At 58.8% G+C, this 23,929-nt stretch carries 20 protein-coding genes; 15 read left to right on the top strand and 5 right to left on the bottom strand.

The features are described 5' to 3' along the window. Window positions 1-55: 55 nt before the first annotated feature. The gene (locus FHW78_RS07045; RefSeq protein ID WP_183639157.1) at window positions 56-1,201 is read right to left on the bottom strand and encodes a PilT/PilU family type 4a pilus ATPase; all 1,146 of its coding nucleotides are present in this window, start codon (window positions 1,199-1,201) and stop codon (window positions 56-58) included. A 96-nt stretch (window positions 1,202-1,297) separates the two neighbouring features. On the opposite strand from FHW78_RS07045, the gene FHW78_RS07040 reads away from it, so the two are divergent. From FHW78_RS07040 to FHW78_RS06970, 15 genes are all read left to right on the top strand, one after another. Next, a complete protein-coding gene (locus FHW78_RS07040) occupies window positions 1,298-1,693 on the top strand; it encodes a DUF4398 domain-containing protein (RefSeq protein ID WP_183639156.1) in 396 nt (131 codons plus the stop codon). After that, window positions 1,690-2,580, top strand: a complete 891-nt coding sequence (locus FHW78_RS07035; RefSeq protein ID WP_183639154.1) for an OmpA family protein — start codon at window positions 1,690-1,692, stop codon at window positions 2,578-2,580. The genes FHW78_RS07040 and FHW78_RS07035 overlap by 4 nt, the downstream gene beginning before the upstream one ends. A gap of 356 nt (window positions 2,581-2,936) precedes the next feature. Further along, the gene (locus FHW78_RS07030) at window positions 2,937-3,155 is read left to right on the top strand and encodes a YdcH family protein (protein WP_183639152.1); all 219 of its coding nucleotides are present in this window, start codon (window positions 2,937-2,939) and stop codon (window positions 3,153-3,155) included. A gap of 115 nt (window positions 3,156-3,270) precedes the next feature. Beyond that, window positions 3,271-4,641 carry a pyridoxal-phosphate dependent enzyme gene (locus FHW78_RS07025; protein WP_183639151.1) on the top strand — a complete coding sequence of 457 codons (1,371 nt, stop codon included), beginning with the start codon at window positions 3,271-3,273 and terminating at the stop codon, window positions 4,639-4,641. 86 nt (window positions 4,642-4,727) lie between these two features. Beyond that, window positions 4,728-5,909 carry a cystathionine gamma-synthase gene (locus FHW78_RS07020; RefSeq protein ID WP_183639148.1) on the top strand — a complete coding sequence of 394 codons (1,182 nt, stop codon included), beginning with the start codon at window positions 4,728-4,730 and terminating at the stop codon, window positions 5,907-5,909. A 20-nt stretch (window positions 5,910-5,929) separates the two neighbouring features. After that, complete coding sequence (locus tag FHW78_RS07015) at window positions 5,930-6,694, top strand: ABC transporter permease (RefSeq protein WP_181444254.1); 765 nt, start codon at window positions 5,930-5,932, stop codon at window positions 6,692-6,694. A 6-nt stretch (window positions 6,695-6,700) separates the two neighbouring features. Further along, window positions 6,701-7,471: an ATP-binding cassette domain-containing protein gene (locus FHW78_RS07010; RefSeq protein ID WP_183639146.1), complete on the top strand. Its 771-nt coding sequence runs from the start codon at window positions 6,701-6,703 to the stop codon at window positions 7,469-7,471. A 3-nt stretch (window positions 7,472-7,474) separates the two neighbouring features. After that, a complete protein-coding gene (locus FHW78_RS07005) occupies window positions 7,475-8,893 on the top strand; it encodes a hypothetical protein (RefSeq protein ID WP_183639145.1) in 1,419 nt (472 codons plus the stop codon). After that, window positions 8,890-10,155, top strand: coding sequence for a UDP-N-acetyl-D-mannosamine dehydrogenase (wecC, locus tag FHW78_RS07000; protein ID WP_225562313.1), 1,266 nt, complete (start codon window positions 8,890-8,892; stop codon window positions 10,153-10,155). Before FHW78_RS07005 ends, wecC begins: the two co-directional genes overlap by 4 nt. A 30-nt stretch (window positions 10,156-10,185) precedes the next feature. Continuing rightward, a complete protein-coding gene (locus tag FHW78_RS06995; RefSeq protein ID WP_183639143.1) occupies window positions 10,186-13,326 on the top strand; it encodes a glycosyltransferase in 3,141 nt (1,046 codons plus the stop codon). 50 nt (window positions 13,327-13,376) lie between these two features. Continuing rightward, complete coding sequence (locus FHW78_RS06990; protein WP_183639141.1) at window positions 13,377-15,917, top strand: glycosyltransferase; 2,541 nt, start codon at window positions 13,377-13,379, stop codon at window positions 15,915-15,917. An 8-nt stretch (window positions 15,918-15,925) separates the two neighbouring features. Beyond that, window positions 15,926-17,881, top strand: coding sequence for a glycosyltransferase (locus FHW78_RS06985; RefSeq protein ID WP_183639139.1), 1,956 nt, complete (start codon window positions 15,926-15,928; stop codon window positions 17,879-17,881). A 44-nt stretch (window positions 17,882-17,925) separates the two neighbouring features. Further along, window positions 17,926-18,393, top strand: coding sequence for a hypothetical protein (locus FHW78_RS06980; protein WP_183639137.1), 468 nt, complete (start codon window positions 17,926-17,928; stop codon window positions 18,391-18,393). A gap of 55 nt (window positions 18,394-18,448) precedes the next feature. After that, complete coding sequence (locus FHW78_RS06975) at window positions 18,449-19,147, top strand: class I SAM-dependent methyltransferase (RefSeq protein ID WP_183639135.1); 699 nt, start codon at window positions 18,449-18,451, stop codon at window positions 19,145-19,147. A gap of 29 nt (window positions 19,148-19,176) precedes the next feature. Beyond that, a complete protein-coding gene (locus tag FHW78_RS06970) occupies window positions 19,177-19,896 on the top strand; it encodes a DUF6270 domain-containing protein (RefSeq protein WP_220094184.1) in 720 nt (239 codons plus the stop codon). A gap of 26 nt (window positions 19,897-19,922) precedes the next feature. Here FHW78_RS06970 and wecB read toward each other — a convergent pair whose 3' ends face one another. From wecB to FHW78_RS06950, 4 genes are all read right to left on the bottom strand, one after another. Then, the gene (gene wecB, locus FHW78_RS06965) at window positions 19,923-21,047 is read right to left on the bottom strand and encodes a UDP-N-acetylglucosamine 2-epimerase (non-hydrolyzing) (protein ID WP_183639131.1); all 1,125 of its coding nucleotides are present in this window, start codon (window positions 21,045-21,047) and stop codon (window positions 19,923-19,925) included. A gap of 17 nt (window positions 21,048-21,064) precedes the next feature. Beyond that, complete coding sequence (locus FHW78_RS06960; RefSeq protein ID WP_183639128.1) at window positions 21,065-22,003, bottom strand: electron transfer flavoprotein subunit alpha/FixB family protein; 939 nt, start codon at window positions 22,001-22,003, stop codon at window positions 21,065-21,067. Between the two features lie 94 nt (window positions 22,004-22,097). After that, window positions 22,098-22,844, bottom strand: coding sequence for an electron transfer flavoprotein subunit beta/FixA family protein (locus tag FHW78_RS06955; RefSeq protein WP_183639126.1), 747 nt, complete (start codon window positions 22,842-22,844; stop codon window positions 22,098-22,100). A 77-nt stretch (window positions 22,845-22,921) separates the two neighbouring features. Then, window positions 22,922-23,854, bottom strand: coding sequence for a hypothetical protein (locus FHW78_RS06950; RefSeq protein ID WP_183639124.1), 933 nt, complete (start codon window positions 23,852-23,854; stop codon window positions 22,922-22,924). Window positions 23,855-23,929: the final 75 nt, after the last annotated feature.

The following is a 23,929-nucleotide window of genomic DNA, read 5'->3' as shown; positions in this document are numbered from 1 at the left end:
GCGTATCGGTGTGGTGGAGCCAGAGCGTAGCGGAGCAAGCTCCGCTCTACGTCTGTCAGCCGAAGCCGTGGGTGATGCGGGGGGACGAGGTGCCCGGATTGGAATTCTCGTAGTCCGCGTAGGGATCGTGCTCGCCCTGGCTACCCTCCGAGAGGCGGAACTTCAACGCCAGGCCATCGCGCGAATCCGCGGCGCGCAGCGCCTCCTCCTGCTCGATCTCGCCGTCCTTCGCCATACGGAACAGGCACTGGTCGAAGGTCTCCATGCCTTCCTCCAGCGATTCCTCCATCGCCTGCTTGATCTCGTGGACCTGGCCGCGGCGCAGCAGGTCGCGGATCATCGGCGTGTTGATCAGCACTTCCGCGGCCGGCAGGCGGCGCCCGTCCACGCCCTTGACCAGGCGTTGCGACACCACCGCGCGCAGGTTCAGCGCCAGGTTCATCAGCACGTTCTTGTGCGCGCTCTCCGGGAAGAAATTGAGGATGCGCTCGATGGTCTGGTCGGCGTTGTTGGAGTGCAGGGTCGCCAGGCACAGGTGACCGGTTTCGGCGAAGGCGATGGCCGCCTCCATCGTGGTGGCGTCAAGGATCTCGCCGATGAGGATCACGTCCGGCGCCTCGCGCATCGCGTTCTTCAGCGCGTTGTGGAAGGCATGGGTATCCAGGCCGACCTCGCGCTGGTTGACGATCGATTGCTTGTGCTTGTGCAGGTACTCGATGGGATCCTCGATGGTGAGGATGTGCCCGGTGGTGTTGCTGTTGCGGTGGTCGATCATCGACGCCAGCGTGGTCGATTTGCCCGAGCCGGTGGAACCCACGATCAGGACCAGCCCGCGCGGGGTCATGATGATGTCCTTGAGCACCGGCGGCAGGTGCAGGTCCTCGATGGACGGGATCACGCTGCGGATGGCGCGGATCACCATGCCGACCTCGCCGCGCTGCTTGAACACGTTGACGCGGAAACGCCCCGCATCCTGCAGGGCGATGGCCATGTTCAGTTCCAGCTCGCGCTCGAACACGGGCACCTGGCCCTCGTCCATCAGCGAGTAGGCAATCTTCTTGACCATGCCGGGCGGCAGGCCGGTATTGCCCAGCGGATAAAGCTTTCCCTCAATCTTGATATAGACCGGCGCCCCGGTGGTCAGGAACATGTCCGAGGCGTTTTTCTCGGTCATCAGCTTCAGGAAATAGCCGATGTCCATGTGCGAGCATCCCCATTTGTGGCGGCCCACCGTTGCAACGGGGGCGCAGGCTTCCGACAATGGCCGCGCGATCCCCTGATACGTCACGGCACCCAGATGATTCGTAGCTTCGCACAAATCCGCTTGCCCCTGTATGTGATGGTGGCCGCACTCACGGTCGCCGGCGGGTCGGCATTCCCGATCCGGGCCCAGACCGCGACGACGCCGGAACTGGAAACGGCGCGCCAGGCCGTGGAGCGCGCGGATCAGGCCGACGCCGATCAGTACGCCCCGGACCGCATGGCCATCGCGCGCCAGTTGCTCGCCCAGGCCCAGGCCGCGCAGAGCAGCCGCGACAAGAAGCTGGCCCTGGACCTGGCCATCCGTGCGGCGGCCGATGCCGACGTGGCGCGCGCGCTGAGCCTGGAGGCGGTGGCGAACGCCGACCTGCAGCAGCGACGCGCCGAAATCGCGGATCTCCAGCGCAAGCTCGGTATGGAGGGCGGCCAATGAACCGCAATCTCCGTCGCGCGGGCCTGCTGGTCCTGCTGCTGTCGCTGCCGGCCGGCGCATTGCTGGCAGCGGACAATCCCGTCGTCATCCAGCTCGGCCAGCGCCTGGCGGCATTGCGCGCCAATCCCGAATACGCTGAATTGGCGGCCTTCGAACGCCTGCAGGCCCAGCAGGCCATCAGTGAACTGGCCGAAGCGCGGCGCAGTGTCCGCGAGCGGGCCCAGTACGTCGCCGAGCGGCGGGTGGAAATCGCCGAGATCGCCACCCGCACCCAGGCCGCGCAGCGCGAAGTCGGACGCCTCGATCGCACCCGCAGCGAGCTGCTGGTGGAAGCCAGCCGGCGCGAGGCCGAACGCGCCCGGCAGGAAGTCGAGCGAATGCGCATCCAGGCGCAGATCCAGGCCGAGGAAGCCGAGCGCCTGCGCCAGGCCGCCGAAGCCGAAACCCTGGCCCGCCAGGACGCCGAGCTGGCGCTGACCAGCGTGGCCGGGCAGCAGAGCGCCAAGCTCAGTGCCGCCCGGCAGAAGGAAGCGCGGCTGGCCCGCGAGGAGGCCGAACTGGTGTCGGGGACCAAGCTGCCGGCTTCGAAGTTCGAGGCGCGCGGCGAAGTCTTCACCCTGCCGGCGAGCGCGTTCTCCGGCGGCTCGGCCAAGCTGTCGGAGGCGGGCCAATCCAGCGCGTCCGCGTTGGCCGCCTACCTGCAGGCCAGTCCCAAGGCCAAGGCCCGGATCGAGGGTTTCGGCGACAAGCAGACCCCCGGCCAGCGCCGCGCCGACGCCTTGCGCGATGCCCTGGTCGCGGCGGGCGTGTCCAAGGGCCGGATCCAGGCCGCCGGCAAGGGCAATGGTTCCAGCAGCAAGGCGGCGGAGATCGTGGTCACGCAGTAGTTTTGTTTTTAAAAACAAAGACCTGCACGAAAAACGGGGCGTTCCGGACGAACAGTCTGAACGCCCCGTTTGCCGTTCTTGCCTTGTCGGATCAAGGACTTGTGAAGGGGCTTGTCGGGTCCGGGGACGAGGAGTAGGGTCATATACCCAAGCGACCCCCGTCGCTTGGCTCACCGGAGAGTCGAGCCGATGACGTTGTTCAAAGCCCCAGAGGAGAACGCCCCCGACGGCCAGGTCCGTGCGGGTGTTCCCGGTGGAGGCGCCCGCCATCCCGCTTCGACGTTCCGCTCCCAAGCCAACGCCCCGAGCCTGCCCAGGCCGGGGCGTTCGTTTTTCCGCTGAAGGAGGTACTCCCCATGTTCGAAGGTCAACCGCAGACTGAAATCGACGCACTGATCAAGGCCGACCCGGAATTCAAGCAGCTGTACCAGCGCCATCGCGAACTGGACAAGAAGGTCACCGATGCCGAGCTGGGCGTGCTGCCCATCGACGACAATCTGCTGGGACAGATGAAGCGCGAGAAGCTCGCGACCAAGGAACGGCTGATCCGCATCTACGACGCGAAGCCGCACTGACCCACGACCCGCTCCATCGTCGCGGGCGGCGGCGGCCTCCTCGTCGGCCGTCGCCGCCCGCGTCACTCGATGCGATAATCCGGGCTCCATCACGATCCGTGAGCGCGAGTCCGCAATGGCGATTCAATCTTCCGTTCTCCAGCTGATCGGCAACACGCCGATGATCAAGGCCCAGCGCCTGGACACCGGCGTCTGCGAGCTGTTCCTCAAGCTGGAAAGCGCCAACCCCGGCGGATCCATCAAGGATCGCATCGGCCTGTCGATGATCGAGGCCGCCGAAAAGCGCGGCGATCTGAAGCCCGGCGCCACCCTGGTCGAAGGCACCGCCGGCAACACCGGCATCGGCCTGGCGCTGGTTGCCCAGCAGAAGGGCTACAAGCTGATCCTCGTCGTCCCGGACAAGATGAGCCGGGAAAAAATCTTCAATCTCAAGGCGATGGGCGCGGAAGTCGTGCTGACCCGCTCGGACGTGGCCAAGGGCCATCCGGAGTACTATCAGGACCTGGCCGCCCGTATCGCCAGCGAGACGCCGGGCGCCTACTTCATCAACCAGTTCGGCAATCCCGACAATCCGGCCGCGCACGAATTCGGCACCGGCCCGGAAATCCTGGCCCAGATGGATGGGAAGCTAGACGCGCTCGTGTTCGGCTGCGGCAGTTCCGGCACCATGACCGGCCTGTCGCGCGCGTTCGCCAAGGATGCCCCGGGCGTGGAGATGGTGTTGGCCGACCCGGTCGGTTCCATCCTGACCCAGTACATCAACGAAGGCACCCTCAGCGAGAAGTCCGGTACCTGGCTGGTGGAAGGCATCGGCGAGGATTTCCTGCCGCAGATTTCCGATTTCAGCCGGGTGAAGAAGGCCTATTCGATCAGCGATAAGGAGAGCTTCCTGACCGCGCGCGAGCTGCTGGCGAAGGAGGGCATCCTCGGCGGCTCCTCCACCGGCACCCTGCTGGCCGCGGCCCTGAAATACTGCCGCGAGCAGACCACGCCCAAGCGCGTCGTGGTGCTGGTGCCGGACACCGGCAACAAGTACCTGTCCAAGATGTACAACGACTACTGGATGCTGGACAACGGCTTCATCGAACGCCCCCAGTACGGCGACCTGCGCGACCTGATCCTGCGCCCCTACAGCCAGCGGGACACCGTGGTGGTCAGCCCCACCGACCTGCTCACCACCGCCTACCAGCGGATGAAGCTGTATGACGTGTCCCAGCTGCCGGTCATGGAAGGCGACAAACTGGTGGGCATCGTCGATGAAAGCGACGTGCTGCTGCACGTCTACGGCGACGAGGCCCGGTTCCGCGACCCTGTGTCCACCGCCATGGTCAGCAAGCTGGATCGCCTGGACGTCCGTTCCCCCATCGAGGCCCTGCTGCCGGTGTTCGACCGCGGCCAGGTTGCCATCATCACCGATGGCGACGCCTTCCTGGGCCTGATTACCCGGATCGATTTGCTGAACTACCTGAGGCGCCGGGCGCAGTAACCGCCCGGGGTCCCGGAACCGCGTGAAAAGGACGGTACGTTAAGCCGCGACTGCTAGAATTCGCGGTCGGTTTGAAAGGAACAACTATGTCGGACTCCAAGCCCAATGGCGGGGGAGAAGCCTCCTACGCCCTCGGCACGCTGGCCATCCATGGCGGACAGGCTCCCGATCCGAGCACCGGGGCGGTCATGCCCCCGATCTACGCCACCTCGACCTACGCCCAGGCCAGCCCGGGCGTGCATCAGGGCTTCGAGTACTCACGGACCCACAATCCCACCCGGTTCGCTTACGAGCGCTGCGTGGCCGCGCTTGAAGGCGGTACCCGCGGTTTCGCTTTCGCCTCCGGCATGGCCGCCACCTCCACGGTGCTGGAACTGCTGGACAGTGGCAGCCATGTAATCGCCATGGACGATATCTATGGAGGCAGCTATCGGTTGTTCGAGCGCGTGCGCAAGCGCAGCGCAGGGCTGGAATTCAGTTTCGTCGACCTGACTGATCCCGCCGCGTTCGAAGCGACGGTTCGCCCGAACACCCGGATGGTCTGGATCGAAACCCCGACCAACCCGATGCTCAAGATCGTCGACATCCAGGCGATCGCCGAGGCCGCCCGTAAGCACGGCCTGGTCGTGGTGGTGGACAACACCTTCGCCTCGCCGATCCTGCAACGTCCGTTGCAACTCGGCGCGCACATCGTCATGCATTCTGCCACCAAGTATCTCAATGGCCACTCGGACATGGTCGGTGGAATCGCCGTGGTTGGAGACGACAACGCGCTCGCCGAACAGATGGCATTCCTGCAGAACTCCATAGGCGCGGTACAGGGACCGTTCGACAGCTTCCTGGCGCTGCGTGGCCTGAAGACCCTGCATCTGCGCATGAAGGCGCATTGCGAGAATGCGATGGCGCTGGCCGAATGGCTGCAAGGCCAGTCGGTAATCGACAAAGTCATCTACCCCGGCTTGAAGTCACATCCTCAGCACGCATTGGCCAGCCGACAGATGCATGGCTATGGCGGCATCATGTCGATCGTACTGAAGGGAGGTTTCGAGGCCGCGCGCAAGGTCTGCGAAGGTACTCACCTGTTTACCCTTGCGGAATCACTCGGTGGTGTGGAGAGCCTTATCAATCATCCGGCAGTAATGACACATGCGTCGATTCCGTTGGAGCGACGCACCGCATTGGGGATAAGCGATGGATTGGTGCGCTTAAGCGTGGGTATCGAGATCATCGAAGATCTCAGGAATGAACTTCAGCGGGTGTTCTCTTGAATTCAATGTGGAAAGACTTGTTGGCCAGCTTGAAGGAGCCGGAATTCTGGGCGTACTCATGTTGGCTGGATATCGTGACCAAGTATCGTCGCTCAAGGCTTGGTCTGCTTTGGCTTCTCATTCCGCCGCTAATCTATGTGCTTGGAGTTGGGTTCTATTTCTCCAAGTTGCAGGGCATTCCGCCGCTGGATTTCATTCCGCATCTGGGCTTGGGATATCTTCTTTTCCGCCTGCTGATGACGGTCATCGTTGAATCGTGCAGCATCCTCACGAACAACTCCAGTTTCATTCTGGATGGCCATGGGCGGCTAACGGATTTCGTGATGCGTGTGGTGGCGAAAGGAATTTTCTACTTTGTCGTCGCCATCCCCGTGCTTCTCGTAGCGCTCTTGCTCTCTCCGAAATTCCAGGTTATCGGGTTAGCCACTGTGCTTCCCGCGACCCTGCTCTTGTTGATAAATGCAGTGTGGATAGGCATGGCCGTAGCACTGCTGGGTGCGCGCTTCCCGGATATCCACGAGCTGATGGCCAGCGTGTTTATCTTTGGCTTTATTCTCACGCCTATTCTGTGGAGTGCTTCGGCGGCGCCGATGGGAACAATCCATGGCACCTTCATGAGGATTAATCCTTTGTTCCATTTGATAGAACTGGTACGTGCGCCATTGCTTGGAGAACCCATGGAGACGATGAGCTATGTCTACCTGGCTGTTTTCACTGTCGCCGGCTGGATCATTACGTCAATCCTCTATCGACGCTATGCACGCTTCGTTCCACTTTGGGTTTGAAAAGTCATGACGGTTCGGCTTGTTGCACACCACATCTCGCTACGTTTGCCTATTTATCTGCAGAGCGACCGCTCGGCGCGCTCTTGGTTGGCGATGCTGGCCAAGGCAGCCATAGAGCGTCCCCGTCGCGAGTTCAGGACGATCCTTGACGACGTTCATTTTTCTGCCCAGGAAGGCGACCGAATCGGAATTGTGGGCAGGAACGGAGCGGGCAAATCGACCCTGCTCAGGGTGTTGGCCGGTGCTTACCAGCCGACTGAAGGCTGGCTCGAGTCCCAAGGAACACGGCAAGCCCTGTTAAATATTTCACTGGGCTTCAATAACGAAGCCACGCTCAAGGAAAACATCTATCTGCGGGGAACCGCGATGGGCCTCAGAGCCAGCCAACTTGTCGATCTTGTCGAGCCAGTCCTCGACTTTTCGGAATTGCACGACAAGGCCAATCATCGTTTGAAGACGCTCTCCTCTGGTCAGAGGATGAGGCTTGGCTTTGCGATTGCAACCGCAGTGCAACACGACATCATGGTAATGGATGAGTGGATCGGCGCAGGAGATGCTTCGTTCATTTCCAAAGCCAAGGAGAGAATGGCAAGCCGCGTGAATGGCGCCAAGATTGTCGTGCTTGCCAGTCATAATTTTCAGCTGATGCGCGACGTGTGCACAAAAGGACTGTTGATGGTCGGAGGCAGGGTTGAGTTCTTTGGCGATATCAATAGCACCTTGATTGAGTACGACAAGCTGCTGAAGAGCGGCGGGCCACCTCAGACGGCAGCATGAAAGATGCGAGTTTTGCTGATCGCCTATGATTTTCCTCCTATACCCTCTCCGCAGTCTCTGCGCTGGGCCTACTTGGTCCGGGAACTGGCCGATGCGGGTCATGAGGTGCGCGTGCTTGCGCCGGATGTTGCCGGGTACGGATCCGGGGGACTGCCCGAACTCCCGGCGAGCGTCAAAGTGCACAGGGTCTGGCCCGGCCCCTATGCGGCGACGTTGACCTGGTTGGCGCGACGCAGGCAGCCGCAACGCCACGCAGGATCACAAGCCTCACCGGAACCGCAGGGATTCAATGATTTGCTGGAAGACAATGCCGGCTATGCCGATACCCGACACCCGCAGCTCAAGTTGAACTGGAAAGGAAGAATCGTCGAACGCATTCGTCGATTGAACCGGCGTGTCTTCAATTTGCACACGGTTGTTCCCGACGCACTTGGACGAGTGATGTTTCCGGATATCCGAGCAGAGTGGCTGCCATGGGCGCGACGCAGGCTCAAGCATCTTCTTGGTGAGATGGTGCCGGATGTTGTTATCACATCGCATGAACCTGCGAACTCGATTCCGCTGGGAATCTATGCGAACAAACTCGGATTCAGATGGGTTGCTGATCTGGGGGATCCGGTGCTTGCGCCCTATACGCCTGAGCGTTGGCGGAAAACGGCATGGGAGCTGGAAGAGGAGATCTGCAAGCGCGCAGAGCTCGTGTTGCTGACCAGCCAGCACGCCATCCATGATATGCAGAAGCGCCATGATGTCCACGCCTCGAAGCTGAAGTTGCTGACACAGGGATTCGATGGAACATCGCACCGCGGACCGCACCTGCGTTCGAATGGGCCTTTCGATCCGGAAGTGCTCGAGTTGCTCTATACAGGAAGCTTCTACGCATTTCGTGATCCGTCCTCACTGTTGGAGGCCGTGCGCAGGGTGCCCGGTGTCCGGTTGAACATTGCAACGATTGCTGCACCGCACGGTGTCGCAGAAGCTGCGCGAGACAGCGGTGGCTGCATAAGGCTACTTGGGTTCCTGCCACATACCCTCGCTTTGTCGTACCAGCGGCAATGCGACATGCTTGTCAATATCGCCAATGCGAACCCATTGCAAGTTCCTGGAAAGCTCTACGAGTATTTGGGAGCTCATCGGCCAATACTGCATATTGGCGGTGACCGCGCGGATGCCGCCAGGATTCTTTTGGAAGAAACAGGTGCCGGCAACCCGGTTGCGGCGGAGGCGACAGCCATTGAAGCGGTTCTCCGGAATGCGCTCCACAAGAAACGGCTCGCGCCTCGGGAGCCAAGTGCCGTAGTCGATGATGGGCGCATGCGCTATTCCTGGAAGTCATTGGCATTGCAGTTAGCAGATCTGCTCGAAGCTGGTGGAACAACTTCAAGTAGGGCACAGAATAATCTTAGTAAGGAGTCAGTATGACCGAGTCCATGCAGCAGAAGGATCGCGACGAACATGTTTGTGTAATCGGTCTGGGCTACATTGGATTGCCCACCGCCGCCATGTTCGCCTCCGCTGGAAAGCGCGTTTCCGGCGTGGATATCTCGAAACGAATCGTAGATGCCGTGAATGGAGGCGAGGCGCACTTCGAAGAGGCGGGCCTGTCGGAGCTCGTGGAGGAATCCGTTGGAAGCGGACGCATGCGTGCGATGCCGACACCTATCCCGGCGGATGCTTTCGTGATCGCCGTTCCGACCCCGCTCGACCACGGAAACCACGAGCCCGATATCAGCTTCGTCGAAGCTGCAGGACGTTCTCTAGCGCCGGTGATAGGCCGGGGAAACCTGATCGTACTCGAGTCGACGTCTCCGGTCGGCACCACAGCCAGATTGGCCCGGCTACTGGCGGAACTTCGGCCGGACCTAAAGTTCCCCACCGGCGATTCGCATGATGTTCCGGATGTAAACATGGCGTACTGTCCGGAACGGATCATTCCGGGGAAGATGCTGCAGGAGCTGGTCGAGAACGATCGCATTGTCGGAGGAATGACATCCTCATGTACTGAGCGCGCGTCCTCGCTCTATCGTTCCTTTGTCCGGGGGAGCTGCATTGGGAGCGACGACCGGACGGCCGAGCTCTGCAAGCTGGTGGAAAATTCATTTCGAGATGTGAATATCGCATTTGCCAACGAGCTTTCCATGATATGCGGTGATCTCGGGATCGATGTGCAGAATGTCATTCGCTTGGCCAATCATCATCCACGAGTGAACATCTTGAATCCGGGACCCGGCGTTGGGGGGCACTGCATCGCAGTGGATCCCTGGTTCATCGTGGCGGGTGCAAAGGAGCGGGCACAGCTCATCAGCACGGCCCGACAAGTCAATGATTCGAAACCCGGTTATGTGTTGGCACAGGTTGAGGCAGCAGTAGCAGGATTGGAGAATCCCTCCATATGCTGTCTGGGATTGACCTACAAGGCAGATGTTGATGATTTCAGGGAGAGCCCTGCCCTGGACATCGCGCTCGCGCTATCGGAACGTTATGCCGGCAACGTACGTTGCGCCGATCCCTTCTTTGATGTGCTCGAATCGGTACACGGTATATCAGGGCTGGTTTCCGCAGATGCGGCGTCCGCCATCGCGTCCGCGGATGTAGTGGTGGTTCTCGTGGGTCATACATCTTTCCGACGGCTTCCCAAACCGCAGGGCAAGAAGGTGGTTGACACCATCGGATTCTGGAAGTAACGGGTCGGAACCTCAGCGGAGACAGTAGTCATGCACGACGACCACGCACATGAAGGTACCCAGGGACAGGCTTCCGGGAAGAGCAGCAACCCATGGCCGGATCGGGTAAACGAGGCCTACTACGATCATATGGGGGAGACGTTTGGTCGACAGACTCGCGCACGAATTAATTGGATGTGCTCGCAGGCCAAGCCTGGAAGAGCATTGGATGTAGGCTGTAGCCAAGGTATTGCAGCCATTCTCATGGCACGGGAAGGGAAACACGTGCTGGCCATCGATATCTTCCAGCCGGCCATCGACTATGCAAACGACGAGAGAGCGAAGGAAATCCAGTCAGTACAGGATCGTGTTGAGTTCCGCTGCACAGAGCTTGCTGCGCTGAAGGGCATGCAGTTCGACACCATCCTGATGGGCGAGGTCATCGAACATCAAACGGATGTTCCCGCGTTCATCTCCCAGGCCGTTGATCTTTGCGCTCCGGAAGGACGAATCGTCATCACCGTTCCGTTCGGATATCACCCATGGCCGGACCACAAGGCCACGGTTTTCCCGGATGACTTGCTGGATGCGCTTCGCGAGACGTTTGAAATTTCGGTCCTTGATGTGGTTGATGGCTATATCAGATGTGTGGCGAATCGGATTTTGACAAAGCCGTCTCTTGAAAACAGCTTGGCAATGGCAATCAGGGCTACGGAAGCTGGGGCATGGGAAGTGCAGAAGCGAAATATCGAGCTCAGCACCTCCTTGAGCGATGCGAAAAAAGTTATCGCGGAATACAAGGCGGAGGCCGGAAAGCGGGGTGACGCATCGAGCGAACTGACCGTGGAACGTGCGCTCCATAAAAGGTCAAGCGAAACCATTGTCAACCTCAGCGAAGAGCTTGCTGCTCTGCGGCAACGGTCGGAAGTTTGGATTCGGGAAGCGGCGGAGCAAAAGTCCGTCGTTGATGAATTGGGGCGCGGAATCCAGGTATCCAATCATGAGAGTGCTCTGCTTAGGGAACAACTGTCCGTTCTTCAGGCCGAAGTAGGTCGACTTGGGGAAGAAGTAAATCAAGGGCACGAGGAACTATCAAAGCGTGAGCGCGAATTGGAGCGTGCCCGCGTGTCGCTGCGCCTACTGGGATCCAAGGACAGGGACCACAGGGCCACCATTAAGAGAATGGAGGAAGGCTGGAGGGCGAGGGACAAGCGGCAGAAGGACGTCATCTCTACGATCAATGAGGAATTATCCGAGCTGAAGCTCCGGATGAAGACGCTGCAAGAAACCCTCGTCGATGCACAGCACAAGCGCTCCAGCCATTGGGCGAAGCTTGAAGCCGAGCGCGCGCGCGCGCAGGAACTCATACAACTGTGCGAGTCACTCCACAATGACAATCAGTTGTATCGGAACTCGCTTGCACTTGCTCTAGGCCAGGCACTGATTGGTCTTAAGAGTCCACGTGGAATCCTTGGATTCCCAAAGGCGGTCGCGGCCATATTGCTTCGTTATCGCAGGCGCGGAACGTCGAACCATCAATCACAAGCGCTTAGCTTGCCGAAGCTACGACATGTACACATTCCCGATCCCAAAAAGGTGGTGGATGATTTTGCCGTGGTCGCGAATCCACAAGCGGCAAGAAATGAAGAGGTGGACGCATTATCCATCGACGGATGGGAAGAGGTACGTACCGGAAAGCCTCTATTGATGGGAATTCTTGACGAATTCACCCTCAATTGCCTGCAACCGACGGCTGACTGGTTGCTGCCGCGCCCGGACAACTGGCGCGGACTACTGGAGAAGTTTCAGCCAACCTTGCTGTTTGTCGAATCCGCCTGGAATGGCAACCATCAGGCTTGGCAGTATCGCGTCGCTCGGAGTGAGTACATGCCGGGTGCCGAGCTGGTTGAGTTGGTGGAAGCATGCAAATTGAAGGGAATTCCTACTGTGTTCTGGAACAAGGAGGATCCATTGCACTATGAGGATTTCATCCAAGCAGCGGCCCATTTTGACTACATATTCACGACTTCGATCGAAGCCAAGCCTCGCTATGCGGTGGACGCTGACGTTAGGTCCGTTGACCTGCTTCAGTTCGCTGCTCAGGAAGCAGTTCACAACCCTATCCAGTCAGGCAGTCCGCGTGAATCCAAGGTCTGCTATGCAGGAAGCTTCTATCCAAATCTGGAAGAACGGTCCCACCAGCAGGCCATGCTTCTGGATGCAGCGTCCGGCTTTGACCTTGATATTTTTGACAGGAACTATTCGGATAGTTCTCTCGATTCTCAATATCAGTTTCCGGAACGTCATCAACGGTTCGTGCGTGGAAAGATCCAATATTCGGAGATTGGTGACGTCTATCGAAAGTATCGTGTATTCCTGAATGCCAACAGCATCCAGGATTCCGACACTATGTTCTCCCGCCGCGTATTCGAGCTTCTTGCCTGCGGTACTCCGGTCGTGAGTACGCCGTCGCCGGGATTCGCAGCGACATTCGGACCGGACGTGGTCTGGGAGGTCGCCACGGAAGAAGAGGCACGGCACGCAATTGACACTTTGCTGAATGATGACAAAGAGTTCCGGCGCAGGAGCGCTGCAGGCATCCGCGCCGTCATGTCAAGACATACCTATCGCCACCGGATGGAACAGGTGATGCGGACAGTCATGGGTGTCAGCAAGACGACGATGCGACCACAGCGTGTCAGGGTCGTACTACTCGCGAATCAGGATGGGGTAAATCCCGAGACTATCTCCTGGATCAGGGAACAGCGCATGTGCAATGGCGAAAGTCCGCAGGTCACGGTGCTGGGAAATGTACCTGCTGGAACTGGGAAGGTCGGATTTGACAGTGTGGATGGTGATCCTCGAATGGCTTTCCGCCAGCTCGTAAAGGCAACGCGCGCATCGGATGAACAACTGGTTCTGGCGGTTGGCCATCAGGGACAGGATGCACACCAGATAGAGGACCTCCTCCAGGCGTCACGCTACTCCCGCGCAGGGTTGATCGGAATGGCGGTGATTCCGGAAGACGAATACAGGCTTGGTGGTGCGATAGCGAGAACTTGTCTTCTTATCAATAGTGATGACCCAGATGTCTGTGACGCGGCATTTGCATTCGCGGACGGCACCAGTAAGAAACTGGCGCTGAAGGACGAAACGGACGTGCTTGCCATCCGGATGATGGCTGATGAATGATCCAAAAATACGGCGCCCGCTAGTCACTACAGGGCGGACAAGGTAACTCCATGAAGAAAAGAAAGACACGCGTGGGTGTGAGTGGCCACGACCTCAAGTTCTGGACGCCGATACAACTACAGCTGGAGCAGACAGGGGACTTCGATTTCCGTATCGACGAATGGAGTGGCCACGCAGATCACGACGAAAAGTTGTCGCGAGAGTTGATTGAATGGGCCGATGTCCTGTTCGCGGAGTGGGCGCTTGGCAATGCGGTCTTCTATTCTCGCAACAAGCGACCAGACCAGAAACTGGTTATACGTTGGCATCTTCAAGAAAGGAGGACGAGTTTTCCCAACGATATCAACTATGGCGCGGTTGACGACCTTGTCTTCGTTGGCGCTCATATCCTTGGCGAATGCGTAGAAAAATTCTCCATTCCCCCCGAGAAATGCCGGGTTGTAGGAAACCTGATCGAGCACGAGCGTTTCAATCATGAAAAGCTGCCAGGGCACGAGCGAACCTTGGGCATGATCGGTGTTCTACCTGCTAGGAAGAGGCTGGATCTCGCCCTGGATACACTTGAATTGCTTGTCAGGGCGGATGACCGCTTCCGGTTGCGGATTAAGGGACAGAACCCGGCGGCGGTCGATTGGCTGTGGCAGCAGGGTCAGGAACGCGACTACTATGTCAGCCTGTTCAAGCGGATAAACGCCTCGCCGGTGTTGCGCCACCGCGTCATCTTCGACCCGGCTGGAAAGGATGTCGAACAGTGGCTGAGACTCGTCGGTTCCGTCTTGTCGCCGTCGGATTTCGAGAGCTTTCATGTGGCCGTCGCGGAAGGCGTGGCCTCCGCGGCACTTCCTGTGGTTTGGAACTGGGAGGGCGCCGGGGAGATCTACCCAGGCATCCCCTTGGTTGAATCAGCGGAAGCCGCGGCGCAACTCATCCTCGCAAAAGAGCGTCATGCGGAGATAAAGGAACGGGCGCTTGATGGCGTAAAATCAAGCTTCGGTCCGGAAGCATTACTGCCGATCTGGCGGACTCTTCTTACTCCGATCAATGAACAGGTAGTCGCCTACAATTGGGGGGAGGGGGGCGAGAAGTCAGCTTCGGTAGAGTGCGATAAATCCTTGCGCCGGCTAAAAGTCGCGCTCATCTGCGATGAATTTACTTACAACAGTTTCAAGGGAGAATTTGTTCCCGTCGTGCTGGAGCCAGGAAGCTGGCGTGAACGAATGGAGAGCGAACGCCCGGAGCTGCTCTTCTGTGAATCCGCCTGGTCGGGCGTTGATTCTGAGACGCGGCCGTGGAAGGGAAGAGTTTATGCCAGCTCGAACTTTACTAAAGAAAATCGCGGAGAACTGCTCGCGATTCTGGACTATTGCAAGGAACATAACATTCCAACCGCCTTCTGGAACAAGGAGGACCCATCGCACTATGAAGACAAGGTGCATGACTTTGTAAGTACGGCAAAGCTTTTTGATGTGGTCTTCACTACTGCATCGGAATGCGTCGAGCGGTACAAGAAGGAGCACGGGGTCAAGAACGCTTACTGTCTACCGTTTGCGACGCAGCCGCGCTATTTCAATCCAATCGAGGTGGAAGGCGCTCGCTCGAGAAAAGTTGTATTCGCCGGAAGTTGGTATGCATACCATCAGGAACGCTGCAAGGCGATGGAGGCGATGCTGGACAAGTTCATCGAAGATGGCCTGGAGCTGGAAATATACGACCGGCACTTCGGAACCAGCGATAAGAATCACATATTCCCTCAGAAGTATCATCGCTACTTGAAGGCGGCCGTACCTCATGCCGAGATAGGCAATGTCTACAAGTCGAGCCAGTATGGCTTGAATTTCAATACCGAGACGAGTTCGCCGACCATGTTTGCGCGTAGGGTGTACGAACTCATGTCCAGCAATACATTGTGCGTATCTAACTACTCCAAAGGAATGGACGACATGTTTGGCGATCTCGTTTTTTTCGCCGATCGGGAATCACGAGGGTTGCCAGATTTGGGCGAAGATGAACTGGCGAGCATGAGGGATCGTGCGCTGCATCACGTGCTAAGGGAGCATACGTACAAGCAGAGATTCCGGTTCGTTGCTGAGAAGCTCGGGGTGGCCTTGGCGCAGGAGAGCTTCGCCGCGACGGTCTGCTGCATCGTGGCATGCGACGACGACATCGAAAAAGCAATCGCCTACTACCAGGCACAGAACGTTGCGGAAAAGGGGGCTCCGTTGCTCCTTGTCCTGGACAGGTCCATTGAGGCGAGCAGTCTTAAGGACTATTACGAGACATATAATCGCAACGGAGTAACTGTCGTTTCAGAGCACTATCTACTTTCTTATGCAAACAAGCCGGGCCGAGTAATAGAAACGGACTACCTTGCCTTGGTTGACTACCGCAAGGTTCGACCGGCCGACTATCTGGAAAAAGCGGTGCTGCATACCTCTTATGCAGAAAACGTCGTGATCGTGCCCGGATCCGAAAGGAAGTACGTACAGGTGGAAGAGGCCCTCATCGATGAAGTCATAGCGCCCGCCAGCTTTTTGCCATGGTTGATGAAAATGCGCGGGCGCCGGGCCTCTGCACTGTTCTACTTGGTCTGAACCTCGAAATGAAAGTATCCATCATCATCCCCTGCCACAATGCGATTGGGAAGATAGAGCGCTGTTTGGCATCGCTGCGAAAGCAGACGATGCCGGTCGGTGAGTATGAAGTTATTTTTGTCGACGATTGCTCCAGCGATGGGACGGCCGACTACCTTCTGCGGCAAACGGAGGTCGTGGACGGAACGAGGTGGAGGGTCATCCGCAGGGTCTCCAACAGCGGCTCTCCATCTGAGCCACGGAACATGGGTGTCGATGCGGCCAGAGGCGAATATATCTTCTATCTCGATTGTGACGACGAGATCCTGCCAGATACGTTAGAGCGGCACACGCGCCAGGCAATCGATCAGGATCTCTGTGTCTTGCGCGGGTATTTGAGAGTATTCGATGGCAGTTCATTCACGGATGCCAACAGAATTAAGGGTTTTTCTGCCGGCACGCCAAAGAAGTCAATCATCGAGGGGATAATTCGTCAGCAAAGCACCACCGTGCCGAGCCTGATACGCAGATCCTTGCTGGTCTCGAAGGGGATCCGCTGGGATCCGGTGCTGCGCATGGGGGAGGACACGCTCTACCTGATCGACGTACTTCTGGCTGCAAAGAGGATTGGCTACATCGATCATCCTACCTTTGTGTATAACAAGGTGGCCACGCGGATAGCCTCATCCACCAGGCAGTACGGCGCGCGCGAGTTGCGCAATCATCTTCGGGTATGGCAATCGGCAGACGCGAAGTTGAAAACCATCGGATTGAGCTATGTATCGATGCGCCTGCAAGTAGGATTGCAGACGGCGTTGCTGTCGTTGATAAAGTTCAATCGCTGGGACATTGATGAGTCGCTTTTTGGTGATTTTAGCGTTTTCATCAACGAGCACTGGTCGGCTATAGAGAAGTTCAACTACGGTACGCGCCTGAAGGATCTGGTGAAGTCGATAAGGGCGGGCGATTTTTCGGTTTTCAAGGAGCAGGTGAAACCGCGGTTGCTTGTAGCAGGGTATGGGCTCCAGTTCATCGAAAAGGCGCTGCCTGGCCTCTCGGAGTACTTCAGCATTCGAATCGATGAATGGACCGGACATGCGACGCATGACCTGGCGCGGTCCAAGGAGTGCCTGGATTGGGCAGAAGTAATATTCTGCGAGTGGCTTCTCGGAAACGCGGTATGGTATTCGAACAACAAGCGACCGGATCAGAAGTTAATCGTCAGGGCTCATCGTTTCGAGCTTGCGCGGGACCTGGGAAATCGGGTGAACGATGCGGCAGTTGACCTGTATATCGCGGTATCACTGTTTTACTTCGAGATGTTGATCGAGCGCTTCGGCTACGCGCGCAAGAAAATACGTCTTGTCCCGAACTACATCAACCTAGATAGTTATGCATCCAACGATGACCCCGCCCGAGTATTCAATCTCGCCATTATCGGCACGTTGCCTTCCCGTAAGGGATACCTGCGTTCGCTCGAACTATTGAAGGCATTGGTGGAGTTGGACTCCCGTTACAATCTGTCCGTTTACGGGAAGTCATACTCCGATACTAGCTGGACCACCCGGAACCAGGAAGAAGATGCTTATTTTGAGGAATGTCAAAACTATCTCGAGAGAAATGGTCTGGCGAGTCATGTTCATCAGAAGGGATACAGTGACTTGACCGTCGCACTTAGCAATACGGGCTTTGTCCTTTCGGTCAGTGATGACAGTGAACTCCCGGAGAGCTTTCATATTGCACCGGCGGATGGATTCGCGGCAGGGGCGCAAGGGGTTTTTCTCGACTGGCGGGGGGTCGAGTATATTTATCAATCCGAGACCGTTTTCCCCGATTTGGACGCCATCAAAGCCCATATCGTCGAACATCAGGACTACTCGCGGTTCAAGGAGGCGGCGCTGAGAGGCAGGAATTTCCTGCGTGAAAACTACACAATGAGTGCTTTCGTGAGTAGGTTCAGACGAGAGGTTGCAGATCTCTTCTGACTGTGAGTGTGATCTGCCTTATCAATTTTTCAGGGAAAAATACGATGAAAATTTATGCGCTGATATTCGGGGCCTTGTTGTTGAGCGCATGCAAGCCACCCGAAAATCCGGAATCGACCGGGGCTGCCGCCACGGCGGAAAACCAGGCCGCAACACAGCCGCAGGTGCCGGCCGCCGGCGCGGCGGCTCCGTCGATGCTCCCCGCTGGTTTGCAGCTCACCTTTCCGCACAAGATCAGGTCCACTGGACAGGAGCAGGTCGACGGCAAGGTCATTCACCGGGCGGTGATCGAGTTCATGGATGTCGATGTCGCCGAAGTTGATAGCGCGCTGGAACTGTCGCTGGCTGGAAAGGGGTACCGGCGATATAAGACCTTGTCGCGGGGAGCCGAGATCGTGGGTGACTACGCAAGACCCGAACGTCGCGTGACAGTGACGGTCAGTCCCGCGGATGGCCGTCTTGCTCTGTCAGAGGGAGCCAAGGGTACGATCTACATGGTCTGGAACGACTGAGATCATGGTCTGGGCATGCCGTTTGTCGGCATGCTCAACGGGAGTGGGGAACGCGATGTGGAATGAACTCAAAGACAGCTTGCCGATTGACACTGCGCGCCAGTTCCAGGCGACGGAATATGCATGGGCGCTCGGTCGGAAACTTCGCGAGAACGCGACCATTGTCGATCTTGGATGCGGAACGGGTGTCTCTTTGGATATTTTTCGTCAGTCGGCGCCGACCGCGAAGTGGATTGGTGTCGATATCGAGGATTCTCCCGAAGTAAGAGCGCGAACGCGTACGGATGGCGAGGTTCGCACGTTCGATGGCGTTAACATTCCGGTGGAAAGTGACAGTGTCGATCTGATCTATAGCCGTCAGGTTTTCGAGCACGTCCGCCATCCTGAGCAATTGCTTTCGGATATAGCGCGCGTGCTGAAAGTGGATGGTTGTTTCGCTGGTTCAACATCGCACCTGGAGCCATATCACTCGTACAGCTACTGGAACTTCACGCCATTCGGTTTCAAGAAACTGGTGGAGGCTGCCGGGCTGAGGTTGCGTGAGATTCGTCCTGGCATCGATGCAATCACCTTGATTACCCGTTTGTATCGAGGCAATGATCCGACTTTCAACCGTTGGTTTGCGGAAGAATCCCCGTTGAACCAGGAAATAGAGCAGAAATCGAAAGAGGCAGGCTGGAGCGTGCAGCAGTTGGCTTACCAGAAACTGACGGTGTGCGGGCAGTTTTGTTTCATTGTTGAGCGTCAGCGCTGAAGCGGTAGTCAACGAAGGTTGCAGCATCCATGCATAACAAAGCACGCAACGTATTCATCCTAGGGAGCTGTGTGTCCAGGGACGCGTTGGAGGGAAATGAGGATTTATTCGCGATTCGGCAGTACGTAGCGCGAACATCCATGGCTAGTTTTGGTCTGGATCCAGTTAGCGAGGTCCAGGTGCGGGATTTGGTCGCTTCCTTGCAAAGCCCTTTCCAGCGGAGGATGCTTTTCAATGACCTCGACAAAACCACTGGGACATTATTAGCGGGGAATCCGCACGATATCCTGCTGCTGGATTTCATTGACGAGAGATTCAAGCTCGTTCTGGCGGGGAATACTTGCTTCAGTCTGTCGGGTGAACTTGAACACGCTGGATTCCAGTCGGAAGGAAGAGTGCTGCTTACCCCAGATTCTGAAGAGTTTCTCACTCTCTGGTTGGCGGGCGTGAGTCGCTTGCTTGGGAGTGTCGATCGAAGCAAGCTCGTGATAAACAGAGCGTTCTGGGCAGAAAAGTTCGAGGATGGCAGCGATGCCTCTAGTATCCGTTGGATTAAGGATAACAATGAGATTCTCTCGCGGCTGTACGATGCGTTGGAGAAGCATTGGTCACTTCGATACATCGATTATCCGGAGTCGGTTGTGCGTGCAGACCCCAACCATCGGTGGGGCAAGGCTCCTTATCACTTCACCCAGACATATTACGACCACACGGTGGCCGAACTCGCGAAAATTACGCAGAGGCAATGATCAGCTGAGTCTGATGTCGCGAACCACTAGCGAAGGGTATCTGCAATAATCGACGCTATACGGGTTGCTGAGAGACCGTCCCCGTATGGATTGTGTGCCTGCGACATGGAAGCGTAGCGAGCGGGATCATCGAGTAATTGCGATACCTGCGCATGGATTCTGTCCGTATCCGTCCCGACTAGCGTGACGGTGCCCGCCTCCACAGCCTCTGGGCGTTCGGTAGTGTTTCTCATGACCAATACGGGCTTGCCCAAAGAAGGCGCTTCTTCCTGGACACCACCGGAGTCGGTGAGAATTACATGTGATTGCTGCATCAGATAGACGAATGGAAGATAGTCCTGGGGAGCAATCAAATGGATGTTTGATGACCCTGAAAGATGGCGATTTACAGGCTCCTGGACGTGGGGATTCAGGTGCACGGGATAGACGATCTGCAGATCATCACGTTCCGCCAGATTCGAGATCGCCTTGCAGATGCGTTCGAAGCCATCACCGAAGTTCTCTCGACGATGCCCCGTCACTAGTAGCAGCTTGCGGTTGGGGTCGAGGAATGGAAATAGTTCCTGCATCCGTGCGGACAGTGTCGGCTCGGTACGCAGCCGGGAATCAACGGCTAGTAGTGCATCGATGACGGTATTGCCCGTTACGTGCACGCTGTCAGCGCGAATTCCTTCGCGAAGCAGATTTTCCCGGGATTGGGCAGTTGGCGCAAAATGGAGATTGGCTAGCGGCGCAGTGAGCCGCCGGTTCATTTCCTCTGGCCAGGGGGCATGCATGTCCCCGGTCCGCAGTCCTGCCTCTACATGGCCAACTGGAACCTTGGCGTAGAACGCCGCCAGCGCTGTCGATAGTGTTGTCGAGGTATCTCCATGGACCAGGACGATGTCCGGGGCCATGGCGCTGATCAAGGGTGACATACCACTGACGATTCGTGCCGTTAGCTCCGGCAGAGTCTGTCCATGGCGCATGATATCGAGATCCTGGTCAGGCTCTATCTGGAAGATATCCAGCACCTGATCAAGCATCTGGCGATGTTGCGCAGTTACCACCACCTGTGGCTGCAACAGAGGGTGAGCCCTGAGTGCGTGTACCACGGGCGCCATCTTGATCGCTTCCGGCCTCGTGCCGAACACCACCATCACTTTCTTCATCATGCTTTACCGCGCGCTCACAGGGCCGCTTCCAGTTCCGGTAGCAACTTGAACAAATCCCCCACCAGCCCGATGTCCGCAATCTCGAAAATCGGGGCTTCCGCGTCCTTGTTGATGGCCACGATGGTGCCGGCGTCCTTGATGCCGGTCAGGTGCTGGATGGCGCCGGAGATGCCGACGGCCACGTATAGCTCGGGGGCGATGATCTTGCCGGTCTGGCCGACCTGGAGTTCGTTCGGGACATAGCCGGCGTCGACCGCGGCGCGCGAGGCACCGACGCCCGCGCCCAGCTTGTCGGCCAGGTCGTAGATGATCTTGAAGTTCTCCGCCGAGCCGACGCCGCGGCCACCGGAGACCACGCGCTTTGCGCTCTGGAGGTCGGGGCGGTCGGATTTGCCGGCAGCCAGGCCGAGGTAGCGGGTATGCGAGGGCAGGGAGGCGTCGGCGGTGACCGCCTCGATGCTGGCGCTGCCGCCCTTGGCCGCTTCCGGCCAGGAAGCGCTGCGGACGGTGGCGACGACGGTCTGATCGGCCGGCGCCTCGACGGTGATGATGGCGTTGCCGGCGTAGATCGGGCGCTTGAACACGTGGCTGCCCTCGACGCTCATCACGTCCGACACCTGGGCCACGCCCAGCAGCGCGGCGACGCAGGGCATCAGATCCTTGCCGAAAGTGGTGGAAGGACCGAAGACATGGGTGTAGCCGGCGGCCAACTGCGCGATCTGCGGAGCCAGCACCTGGGCGATGGCGTTCGCGTTGGCGGGATTGGCGACCGTCAGGACGCGGGCGACCCCGGCGACCTGCGCCGCTTCGGCGGCGATGCCGGCCGGATCGGCGGCCAGCACCACGACATCGATGCTGTCGGGCTTCAGGGCCTGGGCGGCGCTGACGGTCTTGGCGGTGGCGCTGTTGAGCTTGCCGTCCAGGTGTTCGGCGATGACGAGGACTTTGGACATTGCGGAATCTCCAGAATTCTGGCGGTGGCGCGCCTGCGTTTCCGCGTCGCGCCATCGCCGCGACCCTCTTCCCGGAAGAAGAGGGAACGATGGGTTACAGCAGGCCCTTGGCCTTGAGCGCGGCGACCAGTTCGGCCGCATCCTTGACCATCACGCCCTTGCTGCGCTTGGCCGGGGCGGCGTAATGGGTGGTCTTCAGGGTATCGGCCGCCTGCACGCCGAGATCGGCCAGTTGCAGGGTCTCCAGCGGCTTGCTCTTGGCCTTCATGATGTCCGGCAGCTTGATGAAACGCGGCTCGTTGAGGCGCAGGTCGGTGGTGACCACCGCTGGCAGGTCGACTTCCAGGGTTTCCAGGCCGGCGTCCACTTCCCGGGTCACGGTGGCCTTGTCGCCGGCGATTTCCAGCTTGGATGCGAAGGTCGCCTGCGGACGGCCCCACAAGGTGGCCAGCATCTGGCCGGTCTGGTTGGCATCGTCGTCGATGGCCTGCTTGCCCAGGATGACCAGCTGTGGCTGTTCCTTCTCGATCAGCTTGAGCAGGGTGCGGGCGGCGGTCAGCGGCTGGATCGGCTGGTCGGTGACCACGTGGATGGCGCGGTTGGCGCCCATGGCCAGGCCGTTGCGCAGGTGCGCCTGGGCGTCGGCCGGCGCGATGGTGGCGACCACGACCTCGGTGGCGATGCCCTTGTCGCGCAGCCGCAGGGCTTCTTCCAGCGCGATTTCATCGAAGGGGTTGGCCGACAGCTTGACGCCGTCGGTGACCACGCCGGACCCGTCCGGCTTGACCTGGATGCGGACGTTGTAGTCCACCACGCGCTTGTAGGCGACGAGAATCTTCATCCTCTGGGAATTCCTTCAGTGCTACGGAGAGGCCCGGCCGCGGCGGCTGGCCGAGGGCAGAACGCTGATTCTAGCGGTCAGCCGATATCCGTGCGAGTCCGTACGGTGCCGTTCGCGAGCCTTCCCGCCAGGGCCTCGGCCAGCCGGCCGGCGGACTCCGGGGCCTGGGCGAAGAACAGGGAAGGCTCGGTCAGTTCGAGTTCCAGCAGGCGCGGCACGCCGTCCATCCCGCGCAGCAGGTCCACGCGCGCATACAGGAGGGGAGCTTCCAGCTTGAGCAGCCGGGTGGCCGCGGCGAGCACCTGATCGGCCAACTGCCGTTCGTCGTCGGCCGGTTCCCGCGCCTGGATATCGCCGAAAGCATGCGGATCCAGCGGCGGTGTGTCGCCGGCCTTCAGCAATGCGGCCTTGCGGATGGCGTGGCTGAATACGCCGTCGATGTGGATGAGGGCGGTTTCCCCGTCGGCATCCACGGCCGACAGATACGGCTGGAGCATCGCGCTGCGGTTGGCGTCCAGCAGGCGTGCCAGATGGTTGCCCGCGGCGAACTCCTGATCGCGACGGTAACGCTGGGTATCACGCGCACCCGCGCTTACGGTCGGCTTCACCACGAATTCCGCGGACGGGTGTTTTGCCAGGAACGCCTGCAGGGCCTCCATCGGTTCGGCGTCGGGTTCGACGAACTCCGTCGGCACGACGGGTACGCCGAGTGCGGCCAGATCGGCCAGATAGTGCTTGTCGGTGTTCCAGCGGACCACCGGCAACGGATTGAACAGTGCCAGGGAATGCGCCGCGCGCTCGCACCATGCCATGAACTCGGCCAGGCGCTCGGTGTAGTCCCAGGGCGAGCGCAGCAAGGCGGCATCCAGGCGGCTCCAGCCCACCGACGCGTCATCCCAGGCAAGTGCGCGGACCGATAGCCCGGCGCGCTCGCAGGCGGCCAGCAGCGGTGGAAGATCTTCATCGTGGCCGGTGGCGGAGATGGCGGTGATGAGGGCGATGGCAGTCATGGCGTGCAGTGTAGGGGGCATGGTCGAGCGGGTGTTGCCATTGCCCGAAAGTACCTGTTGCGCAGGGGGGGCACG

The organism is Pseudoxanthomonas sp. OG2, assembly GCF_014192765.1.
Classification (GTDB): domain Bacteria; phylum Pseudomonadota; class Gammaproteobacteria; order Xanthomonadales; family Xanthomonadaceae; genus Pseudoxanthomonas_A; species Pseudoxanthomonas_A beigongshangi.
This window is presented reverse-complemented; position numbering and strand designations above follow the sequence as displayed.